At 68.2% G+C, this 15415-nt stretch carries 12 protein-coding genes and 1 tRNA gene; 4 read left to right on the forward strand and 9 right to left on the reverse strand.

Translation table 11 applies throughout. The annotated features are described in order from the left end of the window. Positions 1 to 3: 3 nt before the first annotated feature. The 3 genes from HQ308_RS15465 to HQ308_RS15475 all read right to left on the reverse strand — a co-directional run bounded on the left by HQ308_RS15465 (position 4) and on the right by HQ308_RS15475 (position 3781). Positions 4 to 1314 (reverse strand): AarF/ABC1/UbiB kinase family protein, encoded by a 1311-nt coding sequence (locus HQ308_RS15465; protein WP_222647051.1) that lies wholly within the window; start codon positions 1312 to 1314, stop codon positions 4 to 6. Positions 1315 to 1397: 83 nt separating this feature from the next. Further along, positions 1398 to 2279, reverse strand: a complete 882-nt coding sequence (locus tag HQ308_RS15470; RefSeq protein ID WP_222627077.1) for a hypothetical protein — start codon at positions 2277 to 2279, stop codon at positions 1398 to 1400. Positions 2280 to 2401: 122 nt separating this feature from the next. Further along, entirely contained in the window at positions 2402 to 3781 is a 1380-nt protein-coding gene (locus HQ308_RS15475; protein WP_027506823.1) for a zinc-dependent metalloprotease, read from the reverse strand. Between the two features lie 133 nt (positions 3782 to 3914). On the opposite strand from HQ308_RS15475, the gene HQ308_RS15480 reads away from it, so the two are divergent. Then, positions 3915 to 4940 (forward strand): PDZ domain-containing protein, encoded by a 1026-nt coding sequence (locus HQ308_RS15480; RefSeq protein ID WP_056448064.1) that lies wholly within the window; start codon positions 3915 to 3917, stop codon positions 4938 to 4940. A 17-nt stretch (positions 4941 to 4957) separates the two neighbouring features. On the opposite strand, the gene HQ308_RS15485 is transcribed toward HQ308_RS15480, so the two are convergent. Then, complete coding sequence (locus HQ308_RS15485; RefSeq protein ID WP_231476446.1) at positions 4958 to 5596, reverse strand: PPA1309 family protein; 639 nt, start codon at positions 5594 to 5596, stop codon at positions 4958 to 4960. Between the two features lie 178 nt (positions 5597 to 5774). On the opposite strand from HQ308_RS15485, the gene HQ308_RS15490 reads away from it, so the two are divergent. Beyond that, entirely contained in the window at positions 5775 to 8771 is a 2997-nt protein-coding gene (locus HQ308_RS15490; RefSeq protein ID WP_222638652.1) for a UPF0182 family protein, read from the forward strand. Positions 8772 to 9171: 400 nt separating this feature from the next. On the opposite strand, the gene HQ308_RS15495 is transcribed toward HQ308_RS15490, so the two are convergent. Then, positions 9172 to 9702, reverse strand: a complete 531-nt coding sequence (locus tag HQ308_RS15495) for a transglycosylase family protein (protein ID WP_027506819.1) — start codon at positions 9700 to 9702, stop codon at positions 9172 to 9174. Between the two features lie 462 nt (positions 9703 to 10164). Here HQ308_RS15495 and HQ308_RS15500 point away from each other — a divergent pair. Next, positions 10165 to 10241, forward strand: a tRNA-Met gene (locus HQ308_RS15500). Positions 10242 to 10340: 99 nt separating this feature from the next. Here HQ308_RS15500 and HQ308_RS15505 read toward each other — a convergent pair. The 4 genes from HQ308_RS15505 to HQ308_RS15520 all read right to left on the reverse strand — a co-directional run bounded on the left by HQ308_RS15505 (position 10341) and on the right by HQ308_RS15520 (position 14187). Further along, entirely contained in the window at positions 10341 to 10550 is a 210-nt protein-coding gene (locus HQ308_RS15505) for a hypothetical protein (protein ID WP_037186691.1), read from the reverse strand. Between the two features lie 102 nt (positions 10551 to 10652). Beyond that, positions 10653 to 11873, reverse strand: coding sequence for an acyl-CoA dehydrogenase family protein (locus tag HQ308_RS15510; RefSeq protein WP_056447862.1), 1221 nt, complete (start codon positions 11871 to 11873; stop codon positions 10653 to 10655). Positions 11874 to 11904: 31 nt separating this feature from the next. Then, the gene (locus HQ308_RS15515; protein WP_027506817.1) at positions 11905 to 13323 is read right to left on the reverse strand and encodes an acyl-CoA dehydrogenase family protein; all 1419 of its coding nucleotides are present in this window, start codon (positions 13321 to 13323) and stop codon (positions 11905 to 11907) included. A 39-nt stretch (positions 13324 to 13362) separates the two neighbouring features. Continuing rightward, on the reverse strand, positions 13363 to 14187 hold the full coding sequence (locus HQ308_RS15520; protein WP_051613595.1) for an inositol monophosphatase family protein: 825 nt from the start codon (positions 14185 to 14187) through the stop codon (positions 13363 to 13365). A gap of 57 nt (positions 14188 to 14244) precedes the next feature. On the opposite strand from HQ308_RS15520, the gene prfB reads away from it, so the two are divergent. Beyond that, positions 14245 to 15360, forward strand: a complete 1116-nt coding sequence (prfB, locus tag HQ308_RS15525; protein ID WP_027506816.1) for a peptide chain release factor 2 — start codon at positions 14245 to 14247, stop codon at positions 15358 to 15360. Positions 15361 to 15415 lie beyond the last annotated feature (55 nt).

Here is a 15415-nt window from a genome sequence, read left to right on the forward strand (position 1 = left end):
CGGCTACTCGGCGAACCCGGGCATCCACTCGGTGAGAATCGCCATGTACGGAGCATTTGCGTCGAGCTGGGCGCAGATGCCCACCGATCCGAGGAGAACGCGGAAGATCACCGCGTACCGCGGCGGCAGATTGAGGGACCGGGCCGTACGGAACTGCGGGCCGTTGAAGTCCGCGGCCTTGCCTGCCGTGCCCTGCAGCCACTTTCGAGTGAAGTGGAACGAGTCGGTCTTGATCGGATCGGTGAAGGGGCGGAGATAGTCGGCGATCTCCTGCTCGGTGACCTCGCGGCCGGGAATCACGAATCCCGTCTCGCGCAGCAGTTCCGTCAGCTCGTCGAACTCCTCGTCGCGCGAGAGTCGCACCATCCGACCGAGTTCCGGGGGCAGACCGTCGGGGAGAGTGAGGCACGCACCGAAGTCGATGACGCCGAGCCTGCCGTCGGCGAGCAACTTGAAGTTGCCGGGGTGCGGATCGCCGTGGATGCGGCGGACGCGCTCCGCCGATTCGAAGTGGAAACGGGCCAGGTTCTCGCCGGCGGTGTTGCGCTGCTCCGCGGTTCCGGTGGCGATGACGGAGGAGAGGGACGTTCCTTCCATCCACTCCGTGATGACCACCTTGGGAGCACTCGCCACGACACGAGGCACGGCGAATCTTTCGTCCCCGTCGTAGACCGCGGCGAACGCACGCTGGTTCTCGCCTTCGATCCGGTAGTCGAGTTCCTCCTCCGTGCGCGCCGACATCTCGTCGAGGACGGCCTTCACGTCGGTTCCCGGCACGATGGTGCCGAGGATGCCGACGAAACGCGACAGCGTCTTGAGATCGGCCTTCAGTGCCTCGTCCGCACCCGGGTACTGGATCTTGACCGCCACGTCGCGACCGTCGGACCAGGTCGCTCGGTGCACCTGCCCGATGGAGGCCGACGCGGTGGCCGTGTCGTCGAAGTCGGAGATACGCGAGCGCCACCCGGTGCCGAGCTGTTGATCCATCACCCGGTGGACCGTCGCGATCGGCATCGGGGGCGCCTCGGCCTGCAGCTTGGTCAGCGCCTCGCGGTAGGGCTCTGCCATCTCCTCGGGTACGGCCGCCTCCATGACGCTGAGAGCCTGACCCAACTTCATCGCTCCGCCCTTGAGTTCGCCGAGGACGGCAAACATCTGCTGGGCGGCCTTGGCGCTGAGTTCGGCGTCGATCTCCGCACGATTTCCGCCCGCGAGTTTGCGTCCGAAGCCCATCGCTGCGCGGCCTGCCATCCCGAGGGGGATGCTGGCCAGCTTGGCTGTCCGGGCGGAACTGCTGCGGGGGATGTCGGGCATGACTCCATCATGTCTGACGATCGGCCGACGCGCCGCGACCGGCCGAGACCCGGCCGCGCATCCGTGACACGTCACACCGTCCGTCACCGACGAGCGCAGGTGCACAACAGGTGACGCGGCCATCGGCGACGGCGGGTGGCCGCGGCGACGAGGTCCACCTCCAGGCTGTGCCCGACGGTCATCGGTGCGGGCGAGTCCGCGTGTGCGTCGAGGAACTCGGTGACCTGCGCGACCGCGAACGCCGCGGTGGCGGCGATGGTGGCGCCGCTCGCGGACCCGACGGTGCCGAGGAGCTGCGCGGCGAGGTGCGGCCATTCCCGGTCGTAGTCGCACCGCGTCAGCTCGACGCACTCGAGGCAGGGCGTGTGTCCGGGAAGGACTAGCGGTCCCACCACGCCGACGCCGTCGCGCAGCCGCACGGGAAGGTGCGGGATGCCGTCGTCCATGAGCACCCGGGACACCTCGGGGGCACAGAGCACGGTGTCCGCCACGACCACGCAGTCGACGTCCGCGTGTCTGTGGGGGAGTGACACGTGCCGGCGCTGGACGCGGCCCGTCGGGGACAACCCGATGGACACCGCATCCGACAGGGGACCGCGTCCCAGAACGAGGACCGTGCGGACGGCGGACGACCGCGGGCGACGACGTCCGAGCACGCCCAGTCGTTCGAGTTCGGCTTGCACCGCGGTGAGCACTGCCGCGTCCACGCCGAGTTCGGCTGCACGCCAGTACACGTCGGGTATCGACCGCCGTCCGTCCAGGAGACGCAGCACCGAGGCCATGACGGCCGGCGTCACGCCGTCCGGCGGGGTGAGGACCACCCGGCGCTCGGGATGCCAGCCGACCTGCAGCCGACCGTCTCGGCGCACGAGGAGCGTGACCGATTCGGCCAGGTGCGGGAGGCCGTCCCGGTCGGCGCGCGTACGGGCGATCTCGGGCGAGCTCGCGTGGCGTGTCTCCGTCATGCGCAGACGATGGCACGCCCCACACTGCGGACGGGGTGTCGCGCGCCGTTTGTCCACAGGCGTACGACGCTCAGAGCTGCGACGCAGTCACGCGGGCGTCGGGAAGTCGCAGGTCGGCGGAATCAGACGGGGGCGGGGCCCTCGTCGTCTCCCTCGGCCTTCTTCTCGGCCGCGCGCTTGCGCTCGAACTCCTCGAGCTGAGCGATGGGGTCGTCGAAGGACCCGGTGTCCCCGCCCACGATGCGATCGATGAAGGACGACGAGTCGTCGAGGTCCGCGGTGTCGGGCAGCAGATCGGGGTGGGCCCACACACCGTCGCGGCCGTCGATACCCGCAGCGTCGGTCAGTCGACGCCACAGATCGGCTGCTTCACGCACCTTGCGCGGCCGCAATTCGAGGCCGATGAGCGTCGCGAAGGTCTGCTCGGCCGGGCCGCCGGACGCGCGACGGCGCCGCATCGTCTCCGACAGCGCGGACGCTCCCGGCAGCCGCTCGCCCAGAGCGGTGGTCACCACCGTGTCCACCCACCCCTCGACGAGGGCCAGCAGTGTCTCGAGGCGCTCCAGGGCCGCCTTCTGCTCCGGGGTCGTCTGCGGCTCGAACGCACCCTGCTGCAGGATCTTCTCCAGCTGGCTCGGGTCGGTGAGCGCGGACGGATCGATACCGCGGGCCGCCTCCTCGATGGCACCGAAGTCCATCCGAATGCCGCGCGCGTACTCCTCGACGGTGGCCAGAACGCGCTGACGCAGCCACGGCACGTGCGAGTAGAGACGGTGGTGGGCGACCTCGCGCGCGGCCAGGAACACCAGCACCTCGCGTTCGGGCAGCTCGGTGCCCTCGCTGAACACCGCGACGGCATCGGGAAGCAGCGCCGCAGTGTCCGAGGGGCCGAGCGGCAGGCCGATGTCGGTCGAGGTGAGGACCTCCTTGGCGAGCTGGCCCAGGGCCTGGCCCAGCTGTGAGCCGAACGCCATACCGCCCATCTGACCGAGCATGCCGATCATCGGACCGACCATCTGTTGCGCCTCCGGCGGCAACGCGGAGGTCCACATGCCGGAGATCTGCTCGGCAACGGGATCGCACAACCGCTTCCACGTGTCGAGCGTGTTGTCCAACCATTCCTGCGGAGTCCACGCCTCGGTGCGTACCGCGCCGGCCGGGAGGATGGTGGCCTCGTTCAGCCACTGCTCCGCCAGGTGCGCCGCGTCGACGACGGCGGACTTCGATCCCTCCCGCACGGGGGTGGTCGACCCGATCTGCTGGAGGGCCAGCTTCTTCGCCAGGTCGTAGTTCACCGGTCCGGATGTGGCACCGGATCCCATCCCGCTGAACATCTGACCCATCTGCGTGAACATCTGGCCGAGCGCCGCCGGATCGAAACCCTCGGCGCCGAAACCGAATCCGCCTGCACCACCTCCGGGCGTGCCGGAGCCGCCGCTCGACCCCTCGTTCTTGTCCGGGTCGTCGTCGGAATTGGAGAATCCGAAAGGCGTGTTGGTCATGGTTCAACGGTACAAGCCGAACACGGGTTCGGCGGCGATGCCGAGTGCGCCGAGCGCGAACACAGCGACGCCCCGGGCGACGTCGACGCGTCTCCCCGACAGCGTTGACGGTGTCGTTCTCTACTGTGGTGACGTGAATCGAAGGATCGCGACGCTCCTGGTCGCTCTGTTGCCGGTGGTCGTCCTCGGAGTTCTGGGATCTGCGGTCACCGTTCCGTTCGCGGCCCTCGGGCCCGGACCGACGTTCGACACACTCGGTGAGGTGGACGGCAAGCCCGTCGTGGACGTCCAGGGCACCGACGTCGATCGGCCGTCCGGCCACCTGAACATGACGACCGTGGCGGTGCGGGACGAGTTGACGGTGTTCGACGCCCTCGGCCTCTGGCTCAGCGGCAGGCAGGGGCTGGTCCCGCGCGACGAGATCTACCCGCCCGATCGCAGCCGAGAAGAGGTCGAGAACGCCAACCAGGCCGACTTCGCGGAATCCGAGGACAGTGCGGAACTCGCCGCCTTGGATCACCTCGGACTGCCCACGGTGCTCACGGTCGCGCAGATCGGCGACGACAGCCCCGCGGCGGGCGTCCTCGAGGAGGGTGACCGAGTGACCGCGATCGACGGCGCGCCCGTGTCCACTGTGGCCGACGTCCAGAAAGCTGTCGGTGCCGTGAATCCCGGCACGACCATCTCGGTGGACGTCACGCGGGACGGCGCGACGACGACGGAGAACGTCACCGTCGCCGCCCGTCCGGACGACGCCGAGCGCGGCTATCTCGGCATCACCCCGGAGGAGACACCGGACGTGCCGTTCACCGTGGAGTTCAATCTCGCCGACGTCGGCGGCCCGTCCGCCGGACTGATGTTCTCGCTGGCGGTGGTGGACAAGCTCAGTCCCGGCGACCTCAGCGGCGGTGCCTTCGTCGCCGGCACGGGAACGATCGACGCCGACGGCGTGGTGGGTCCCATCGGCGGGATCCCGTACAAGTTGGTCGCCGCACGCGAGGCCGGCGCGACGATCTTCCTCGTTCCCGCGGACAACTGCGCCGAGGCGGCGCCGCGGACGCCGGAGGGGCTACGCCTGGTGAAGGTCACGAGCCTGGACGATGCGATCGGGTCGCTCGACGCTCTGGCCGGTGGGGGAGACGCCCCGTCCTGCTCGTGACGATCCGGGTGCGAACGTCAGTAGTCTTCGTCCTCGGGATCCGCGTCGAGCGTGGCGTGCAGCGCCGCGACGACGTTCGGCGCCAGGTTCTCGTAGGTCAGTAGCTCCGGCGCCTCGTCGAAACTGCTGTCGTCCTCGTTCTCGGGACGCAGCTGCAGCAGGGCGATGGACGGACCGTCCCGAAGTACGGCGACGATGAGCCGCCCGTCGCGCCGGTCGGGGTGCTCCTCGGCCGTGAGGCGCGCGGCCTGGTCCGCCGCGTCGCGATCGGCCAGGAGCGGAGCGAGGGCGCTGTCGAGATCCGATTCGGCCTCGGGCGGCAGAACGACGATCTCCTCGACCAGTGCGCACCCGGCGACCGAGGCCGGCCAGGTGGTCGTGCCGAGGAACTCGTCGAGCGCGTGCGATCCGCCCGCGACGTCGGCGGGCAGCCGCTCCTGGGCGACAGGGGTCAGGTCGGCGCCGTCCTCGAGCTGGTCGAGCAGGCTGGGCTCCGCGGCCGCCAGATCCTCGGTCGGGACCAACGCGAACAACTGAGGCCCCTGGTCCCACCCGCCGGCGTCCACGTAGTCGACGACCTCGCGCACACAGCGGGCGAGGGCGCGTTCGGCGCGGGCGTCCCCGGATTCGGGATCGAACCACTCGCTCCCGGTCACGATGCATCCTCGTTGTCACTCACCGCTCCATCCTCGCATCGAGGGCTAGAGTCGTGGACGTCGCCACGGCGGGACACTCCGCGTTCGAGGGTGTCCGTACAGTGGTCGAAAACGGACATGTGGTGTCGTCACGGTGGTGTCACGAGGCGACGGCGCGCGAGATCTTGGAGTGTGGCACGTGGGCATGAGGCCCCCAACCGGTTTGCCGTCGTTGTCGAGACGGAGCCGTACGTTACTGGTCCTGGCGTTGGTTCTGGCCGCGCTGTTGCTCATCGGTCCCCGGTTGGTGGACACGTACACGGACTGGTTGTGGTTCGGGGAGGTCGGCTTCCGCAACGTCTTCACGACGGTGCTCCTCACTCGCGTGATCACGTTCCTCGTCGTCGCTCTGCTGGTGGGCGGCACGGTGTTCGGTGCTCTCACCGTCGCCTACCGGTCGCGTCCGGTCTTCGTGCCCACGGCCGGACCGAACGATCCCATCGCTCGCTACCGCACCACCGTCATGTCGCGTCTGCGCGTGTTCGGTATCGGCATCCCGGTCGTCATCGGCCTGCTCTCCGGCCTTGTCGCACAGGGCAACTGGGTCACGGTGCAGATGTTCCTGCACGGTGGATCCTTCGGCGTGCAGGATCCGCAGTTCAACCTGGACGTCGGCTTCTACGCCTTCGATCTGCCGTTCTACCGGTCGATCCTCAACTGGCTCTTCGTCGCCGTCGTCATCGCCTTCTTCGCGGCACTGGTCACGCACTACATCTTCGGCGGCCTGCGCCTCAGCGGCCGCGAGGGTGCGCTGACCAAGTCGGCGCGCATCCAGTTGGCCGTGCTCGCCGGCACCTTCGTCGTCCTCAAGGCGGTGGCGTACTGGTTCGATCGTTACGCACTCTTGTCGAGCAGCCGTAAGGAGCCCACGTTCACGGGCCCCGGCTTCACCGACATCAACGCCGTCCTGCCCGCGAAGCTCATCCTGCTGGCCATCGCTGTCATCTGTGCGGGTGCCTTCTTCGCGGCGATCTTCCTGCGCGATCTGCGGATCCCGGCACTCGCCACCGCGCTTCTCGTCCTGTCGTCGATTCTCGTCGGCGCCGTCTGGCCGTTGGTCGTCGAGCAGTTCTCGGTGCGCCCCAACGCTGCCGACAAGGAGCGGGCGTACATCGAACGGAACATCGAGGCCACCCGAGCCGCCTACGGCATCACGGACGACACCGTGACCTACGAGGACTACACGGGCGTCGGTTCCGCGTCGCCTCGGGACGTCCCCGCGGACCAGACCACCATCGCCAACACCCGTCTGCTCGATCCGAACGTGCTCTCGCGCACCTTCACCCAGCAGCAGCAGCTCAAGAACTTCTACGGGTTCCCGTCCACGTTGGACGTCGACCGCTACGAGATCGACGGGCAGCTCCAGGACTACATCGTCGCGGCGCGTGAGCTGTCTCCCAACAGCCTCACCGGCAACCAGACCGACTGGATCAACCGCCACACGGTGTACACGCACGGCAACGGTTTCGTGGCGGCCCCGGCCAACCGTGTGAACGCCGCCGTGCAGGACGCGACGAGCACCGAGTCCAACAGCAACTCCGGGTACCCGATCTACACCGTCAGCGACCTCGCGTCGCAGGCCGCGGACGACCAGGTCATCCCGGTGGAGCAGCCCCGCATCTACTACGGCGAGGTCATCGCGTCGTCCAACCCCGACTACGCCATCGTCGGTGGCAGCGAAGGCTCGGACGGCCGCGAGTACGACACCGACACCTCGCGCTACACCTACACCGGTTCGGGTGGCGTCAGCATCGGCAACTGGTTCAACCGGTTGGCGTTCGCGGCGAAGTACACCGAACGCAACATCCTCTTCTCGGGCGCCATCGGCGACGACTCGAAGATCATCTTCAACCGCGATCCTCGTGAGCGCGTGCAGAAGGTCGCACCGTGGCTGACCGCGGACGGCAACTCCTACCCGGCCGTGGTCGGTGGAAAGATCGTCTGGATCGTCGACGCGTACACCACGCTGGACCAGTACCCCTACGCGCAGCGCAGTTCGCTCGAGGGACTGGTGCAGGACAGCATCGACGCCAACACCGGTCGACTGCTTCCGCGTGACGAGGTGTCCTACATCCGCAACTCGGTCAAGGCCACCGTCGACGCCTACGACGGGTCGGTGAACCTGTACCAGGTGGACGACAACGATCCCGTCCTCGCCGCGTGGATGGGCGCGTTCCCGGGTGCGGTCCAGCCCGAGTCGGCGATCTCCGACGAACTGCGTCAGCACTTCCGCTACCCCGAGGACCTGTTCAAGGTCCAGCGCGAGATGCTCGCCAAGTACCACGTCAACGATCCCGGCGAGTTCTTCACCAACAATGCGTTCTGGTCGGTTCCCAGTGACCCGACCGTCGAGGGTGGCACCAACCTCAACCAGCCGCCGTACTACGTCCTGATCGGTGATCCGGACACGGGCCAGCCGTCGTTCAGGTTGACCAGTGCGATGGTGGGCTTCAACCGAGAGCTGTTGTCTGCGTACATTTCCGTGCGCTCCGATCCGGAGGGTTACGGCGAGTTCACGGTGCTGCAGTTGCCCACCGACACGCAGACTCAGGGTCCGCAGCAGGCGCAGAACTCGATGACGTCGGACACCCGTGTGGCGTCGGACCGAACGCTGCTGCAGCAGTCCAACAGGATCCAGTACGGCAACCTGCTGACACTGCCCATCGCCAACGGCGGAATCCTGTACGTCGAGCCGCTGTACACCGAGCGCAACACGACGAACACCTCCACGTTCCCGCAGTTGTCTCGCGTACTCGTGAGCTATCGCGAGCCGGGTGCAGGTGGCGGTGTCCGCGTCGGGTACGCGGCGACGCTGGCCGAGGCACTGGACCAGGTGTTCGGTTCCGGTACGGGCAGCGTGGCGACCGCGCCGGGCGGCGAGGCGACAGAGCCGCAGCCGGACAACGGCTCGTCGACCGGCACCACCCCGGCACCCACCGAGGGGTCTGCCACCACGCCTCCGTCCACGTCGGCCGCACCCGCTGCGCCCGTCGACCGGACGGCGGCGGTGAACAACCTCAACAGTGCGCTGGCAGCAGTGCGGACCGCGCAGCAGTCGGGTGACTTCGCCCAGCTCGGTACCGCGTTCGACAACCTGCAGCGCGCGATCGACCAGTACAACAGCACCGGCGGTTAGTCGGCTCTGCACCACGCGACGCCCCGCCCTCGATTCACGAGGGCGGGGCGTCGCTGTGTGGCGGCTTGGCTGCGCGCGCACCCTGTTGTTGTGGCCGCGCACCCTTTCCAGTCGGCTGCTGGGGGTGTGCGGTGCGCGGAGGGGGTGTGCGCTCCCCGTGCAGTGCCGGAGCGTGGTGGCTCGGCGGGGGCGCGCCGCCCGGTCCGGCCGAGCGCACACCTGTTGTGGTGGCGGCGCACCCTTTCCAGTCGGCTGTTGGGGGTGTGGGTGCGCGGAGGGGGTGTGCACACCCCGTGCAGTGCCGGTGCGTGGTGGCGCGACAGCGCGCACCCACCGCACACGACGAAGCGGGCGCACCCGATGATCGGGTGCGCCCGCTTCGGACGTTCGAGAGGATGCTCTAGCGAGCGAGGCCCGCGAGGACGCCGGAGTTGGCGGCCACGAAGTCCTGGTACTGCTGGCCGACGCCGTACTGCTGGGCCAGTGCTGCGCCCTGCTCGACGGCGGACTGCACGGGTGCCGGTGCGGCGGGTGCAGCGGGCGCGGGAGCGGGTGCCGGTGCGGGCGCCTCGGCGACCGACGTGGTGCCCGACGAGAGGTACTGGCCGCAGGTGGGCCATGCGCCGACGCCCTGGGTCGCGAGAACGTTCTCGGCGACGCGGATCTGCTCGGCCTTGGAGGCGCTGGACGCGGTGCCGGAGCCGCCGTTGGCCGCCCAGGTGCTCTGCGAGAACTGCAGGCCACCGTAGTAGCCGTTGCCGGTGTTGATGCCCCAGTTGCCGCCGCTCTCGCACTGTGCGACGCCGTCCCAGTTGTGGGCGGGTGCTGCGGAGGCCGTTCCGGTGCTCAGGACGAGCGGTGCGGCGACGACGGCGCCGGTGACGGCGGCCCATCCGAGCGCGCGGGTGGTGAAGTTACGTGCAGTGGTCATGCGGGGTAGATCCTCTCAGCGCTGGTCGACGTGAGCGCGCAGGCGAGTGACGCCTGCATTCGCTCGAATCCCTGCCCCCATCGAGTCGGGTCTCCGATCCCGCGGGGCAGAAGAATCCAGCGGCGGGTCGGCCTGGCCCTTGTTTCGGGCCGAGCGCGACGGTAACGAAACAATCACGAGCCGTCACCCGGCCCTCTGGCGAGGTCGGAAACGGGCGAGATGGTGGGTTCGTGACATCTCTGCAGGTCATGACGGATGACAACCGTCTCGTGTCCTCTTCGTGACCCCGTCGTTATGTGAGGGGGAACACGGGTGAAAAGAGACCGCGGTCACCCTCCGAGGCTCGATCTCGTTGCTCAGCAGGCGATTTGCAATTCACCGACGCCGTCCGGTAACTTCTTGTTCAGCAAGAACGCAGTACAGCTTGCACCGCAGACGGAGCCGAAAGGTTCTCGACGCTGACGCGGGGTGGAGCAGCTCGGTAGCTCGCTGGGCTCATAACCCAGAGGTCGCAGGTTCAAATCCTGTCCCCGCTACCACTACGAAAGGCCCGACAGTCTCAGACTGTCGGGCCTTTCGCGTTGCCGCAGGCACCGGCGTCGACTCGATCGGATCAGAGCGACGTCGGTGCCCGGTGCTCAGTGAGAGATGTCGGGATCCGCCGACGTCATGCCCGTGCTGGGCGCGTCGTTCTCGTCGACGTCCCCGCCGGCGTCCGTACGGTCCCCCGAGTCGTCCGTCTCGTCCAGATCGACGGCGTCCGCACCCTCGAGGTGGGTGAGGCCCACCTCGGCCTCCGCGACGAGGCCCTTGGCTTTGTCCTCGATCTTCTTCGCCCAGTCCGACATGGCAGTCTCCCTCGTGTTCGCCGTGCTTCGTCCGTTCCAGCTTGCCAGAACAGCAGAAAGGCCCGGCACACGTGCCGGGCCTTTCTCAGGGTCGCGTGACCGTCACTTCAGCTCGGCGGACGTCTTCCCGAGCACGCGGCGAGCCACGATCAGCTGCTGGATCTGCTGGGTGCCCTCGAAGATGTCGAGGATCTTCGAGTCGCGTGACCACTTCTCGAGCAGCAGGTGCTCGGAGAAGCCGAGCGTGCCGGCCAGTTCCACCGCCTTGAGTGTGATGTCGGTGGCGCTACGGCCTGCCTTCGCCTTGGACATCGACGCCTGCAGCGAGTTGGGCTCCTTGTTGTCCGCCATCCACGCAGCGCGGAGAGCGAGCAGGTAAGCAGCCTCCCAGTCGGCCTCGAGCCGGATGTACTCCGCAGCAGCGGCTGACTGGCTGTAGGTGGCAGCGTCGTAGTCGATGACCACTCCGGCGTCGGTCAGGATCGACCGGAGCTCCTCGAGCGCTGCACGGGCGACTCCGATGGCCATGCCGGCGACCAGAGGACGGGTGTTGTCGAACGTCTGCATGACGCCGGCGAAGCCCTTGTCCGTGTCGACGTCCGGGGAACCCAGGAGGTTGTCCTTCGGGATGCGGCAGTTGTCGAGGAGCAGGGCTGCGGTGTCGGACGCCTTGATGCCCAGCTTGTGCTCGAGGCGTGCGACGGACAGGCCCGGCGCGTCCCGCGGGACGACGAAGGACTTGATCGCGGCGCGGCCCTTGGTCTTGTCGACGGTGGCCCACACGACGATGTGCGTGGAGCGCTCGCCGGCCGTGACGTAGATCTTCTCGCCGTTGAGGACCCACTCGTCACCGTCGAGTACCGCGGTGGTGCTCACGGCGGCCGAGTCGGAACCGAACGAGGGCTCGGTGATGGCCATCGAGGCCCACACCTTGCCGAAGCGCTCGAGCTGCTCGTCGGTGGCGACGGCGGCGATGGCGGAGTTGCCGAGGCCCTGGTACGGGATGGACAGGGTCAGACCCACGTCGCCCCAGCAGGTCTCGATGACGTTGACCAGAGCGGACATGTTGCCGCCGTTGGCATTCGCGGTCTTGCTCGGCTTCGGAGCGTCGCCCTTGGCCTCACGGCCGCCCTTGGCGCCGCCGATCTCACCGCCGGCGTCGCTCATGCCCTCGATCATGGCGGCCATGGTGTCGAGCTCGACCGGGTAGGCGTGCTCCGCCAGGTCGTACTTGCGCGACACGGGGCGCATGATCTCGGCCGCGACCTGGTGAGCCTGGTTGGCCGACGCCCTGAGCTTGCGAGGAAGTTCGAGATTGATCATGAGAGTTCCAATCGAAAGGTGGGGTGTCGGATCAGATCAGGACGATGCCCTCGGCAACGCCGACGGCGCGGAGATCGCGGTACCAGCGCTCGACCGGGTGCTCCTTGGTGAAACCGTGTCCGCCGAGAAGCTGGACACCGTCGAGGCCGATCTGCATGCCCTTGTCCGTCGCGAGTCGTCGGGCGAGCGAGGCCTCGCGTGCGAAGGACAGTCCCTGCTCCGCACGGGACGCACCACGCTGGATGACCAGGCGCAGACCGTCGAGCTCGATCGCGATGTTGGCCACCATGAAGGCGACGGCCTGACGGTTGCTGATCGGCTCGCCGAACGCGGTGCGGTCGTTGACGTAGGGGACCACGTAGTCCAGGACGGCCTTCGATGTGCCGGCGGCCATGGACGCCCAGCCGAGACGCGCGAGCCGGATGGCGTCGGTGTAGTCGGACACGTGGGCGTCCGCGTCGCCGTCGCCCAGCAGGTTGGCCTCGGGTACGGCGACGCCGTCGAGATGCAGTCGGCCGATGCCCGCTGCACGCAGACCCATGCTGGGGTCCGCCTCGACACTCAACCCGGCGCTGTCCGACTCGACGATGAAGAGCGCGGGACGGCCGTCGAGTTCGGCGGCGACGATGAACAGCTCGCAGGCGGCGGCCGACGGCACGAGGCTCTTGACGCCCGTGAGCTTGTAGCCGCTGGGGGAGCGGACCGCCTTGGTCTGCAGCGCGAACGGGTCGAAGAGCGCGCGCGGCTCGTTCACGACTAGAGCCGCACTGGGCACCTTCTCACCCGTGAAGGACGGCAGGTACGTCTTCTGCTGAGTCTCGGTGCCCCACTGCGTGAGCGCCACCGCCACGCCGCTGGGGGCGAGGATCGGCAGGGCCAGGCCCATGTCTCCGTACGCGAGCGCCTCGGCGACGAGGGCGTTGGTGACGGCGCCGCGCTCACTGGCCGCGCCCTCGAGGTTCTCGGGGACGTTGATGAGGGTGATGCCCAGTTCGGCGGCGCGAGCGACGAGGTCGTCCGGCGATGCCGCGGCCTCGTCGGCGTCGTGCGCTGCCGGGCGCATGATCTCCTCGGCGAACTCGAGCACCGTCTCGACGATCATCTTCTGCTCGTCGTCGGGAGTCAGGTCGAAGTAGTCGAGTCCCTTGGTGGAGGACTCGGGCAGACGCTCGGGCTTGCCTCCGCCGGACACCTTGGAGAAGGTCCGGGTGGCGGCACCGAGCGTCTTGAAGCCGGTCTTCGTGCTCTCGTACGTGACACGGTCGATCGTCTGGCGCAGGTTGTACTTCTCGGCCAGGTCGGAGCCGGAGAGCTTGGTGAGCACGCGCATCGCGGTTCCGATGGCGTCGCGTCGGATCGGGTTGAGCCCGACCGCTGACGTGTCGCGCACCGGGCGCCGAGACGCATCGGTCTTGGTCGTGGGGGCGCTGTCGTTCTTCGTCATGATCACCCAGCTGTTCTCGGTGTTCGGTCGTGGACGGGACCTATCTTACTCGCCAGTAAGTTCGGTGTCTACCGTCGAGTAAGGTCGGCGCGTCAGGCGCCCGAGGACGGCGTCGTGCAGAAGCGCGTTCGACGCCACCGCACTGCCTCCGTGCGGCCCCGCCGCACCGTCGAGAGCGGTGAAACGGCCGCCCGCCTCCCGTACCAGCACGTCGAGCGGAGCCAGGTCCCACAGTGATACTTCGGGCTCGGCGGCCACATCGATCGATCCCTCGGCGACCAGGCAGTACGAGAGGAAGTCGCCGTAGCCGCGGACGCGCCACACCTCGTCGGTCAGATCCAGGAAGTTCTCTCGCAGACCGGCGTCCTTCCACCCGCTGAGGCTGGAGAATCCCAGGCTCGCCGAGGACGGAGACGCCACCGACGACACCGACAACCGTCGCGGCTCGCCGGCACCGAAGCGTGCGAACGCTCCCAGCCCGTCGGCCGCCCACCATCGCCGCGCGAGAGCGGGAGCGCTGACCACTCCCACGACCGGCACGCCGTCGGAGAGCAGCGCGACCAGCGTCGCCCAGATCGGCACACCGCGGACGAAGCTCTTGGTGCCGTCGATGGGATCGAGCACCCACTGACGCCCGGAGAGGACGGCGTCGCCGCCGAACTCCTCGCCCAACACCGCATCGCCCGGTCGGACCTCGCCGAGCAGCCGCCGGATCTCGGTCTCGACGGCCAGATCCGCGTCCGAGACGGGGGTGAGATCCGGCTTGTCCTCGATGCGCAGGTCCACGGCCAGGAATCGCGCCGTGGTGATGGCGTCGGCCGCGTCCGCGAGACGGAGGGCGAGGGTGAGATCGTCGGCGAGGTCGGTCACGGCACAGGACGTTACTGCGGTGCGGGCCCGTCGGTCGTTGCCGGTAACCTCGGGCGCGTGCATCCTGACGTATCCGCTGACATCGCTGAACTCGACACCACCCTCAAGACCGTGGAGTCGGTGCTCGACATCGAGGAACTCCGTCGCCGGATCGACGAGCTCGAACACCAGGCTGCCGACCCCGAGCTGTGGAACGACCAGGACCACGCCCAGCAGGTGACCAGCGCGTTGTCGCACGCGCAGACCGAGTTGCGGCGGGTCGAGGCACTGCGCCAGCGGCTCGACGATCTTCCGGTGCTGTACGAGCTCGCCGAGGCGGAAGAGGGCGAGGCCGCCGCCGAGGCGCTCGCGGAGGCGGACGCCGAGCGCGTCTCCCTGCACACCGACGTCGAGCTGCTCGAGGTGCGGACCCTGCTGTCGGGTGAGTACGACAAGCGTGACGCGCTGGTCAACATCCGGTCCGGCGCCGGCGGGATCGACGCCGCGGACTGGGCCGAGATGCTGATGCGCATGTACATCCGCTGGGCCGAGAAGCACGGATACGGCGTGGAGGTCTACGACACCTCGTACGCCGAGGAGGCCGGCATCAAGAGCGCCACCTTCGCGGTGAAGGCGCCCTACAGTTACGGAACTCTGTCGATCGAGCAGGGCACGCATCGTCTCGTGCGCATCAGCCCCTTCGACAACCAGGGTCGCCGCCAGACGTCCTTCGCCGAGGTCGAGGTGCTGCCGGTCGTCGAGACCACCGATCACATCGAGATCCCCGAGAACGACATCCGTGTCGACGTGTACCGCTCGTCGGGACCGGGTGGTCAGTCTGTCAACACCACCGACTCCGCCGTGCGGCTCACCCACATTCCGACCGGCATCGTCGTCACCTGCCAGAACGAGAAGTCGCAGCTGCAGAACAAGGTGTCCGCCATGCGCGTGCTGCAGGCCAAGCTGCTCGAGGTCAAGCGCAAGGAGGAGCGCGCCGAGATGGACGCCCTCAAGGGCGACGGCGGCAGCTCCTGGGGTAACCAGATGCGCTCGTACGTCCTGCACCCGTACCAGATGGTGAAGGATCTGCGGACCGAGTACGAGGTCAACAACCCGTCCTCGGTGCTCGACGGTGACATCGACGGCTTCATCGAGTCGGGCATCCGCTGGCGTATGCGTGCAGAGCAGGAGTAACAGGTGAGCGCCTTCTGGCCACTGCCTCCCGATTTCGTCTTCTGGCTCCAGAACA

Source organism: Rhodococcus sp. BP-241 (assembly GCF_019836145.1).
GTDB lineage: Bacteria > Actinomycetota > Actinomycetes > Mycobacteriales > Mycobacteriaceae > Rhodococcoides.

Bases quoted from the DNA above. Each gene is read 5' to 3' on its own strand.
- HQ308_RS15465 (WP_222647051.1), bottom strand. From the start codon at position 1,314: ATGCCCGACATCCCCCGCAGCAGTTCCGCCCGGACAGCCAAGCTGGCC.
- HQ308_RS15470 (WP_222627077.1), bottom strand. From the start codon at position 2,279: ATGACGGAGACACGCCACGCGAGCTCGCCCGAGATCGCCCGTACGCGC.
- HQ308_RS15475 (WP_027506823.1), bottom strand. From the start codon at position 3,781: ATGACCAACACGCCTTTCGGATTCTCCAATTCCGACGACGACCCGGAC.
- HQ308_RS15495 (WP_027506819.1), bottom strand. From the start codon at position 9,702: ATGACCACTGCACGTAACTTCACCACCCGCGCGCTCGGATGGGCCGCC.
- HQ308_RS15505 (WP_037186691.1), bottom strand. From the start codon at position 10,550: ATGTCGGACTGGGCGAAGAAGATCGAGGACAAAGCCAAGGGCCTCGTC.
- HQ308_RS15510 (WP_056447862.1), bottom strand. From the start codon at position 11,873: ATGATCAATCTCGAACTTCCTCGCAAGCTCAGGGCGTCGGCCAACCAG.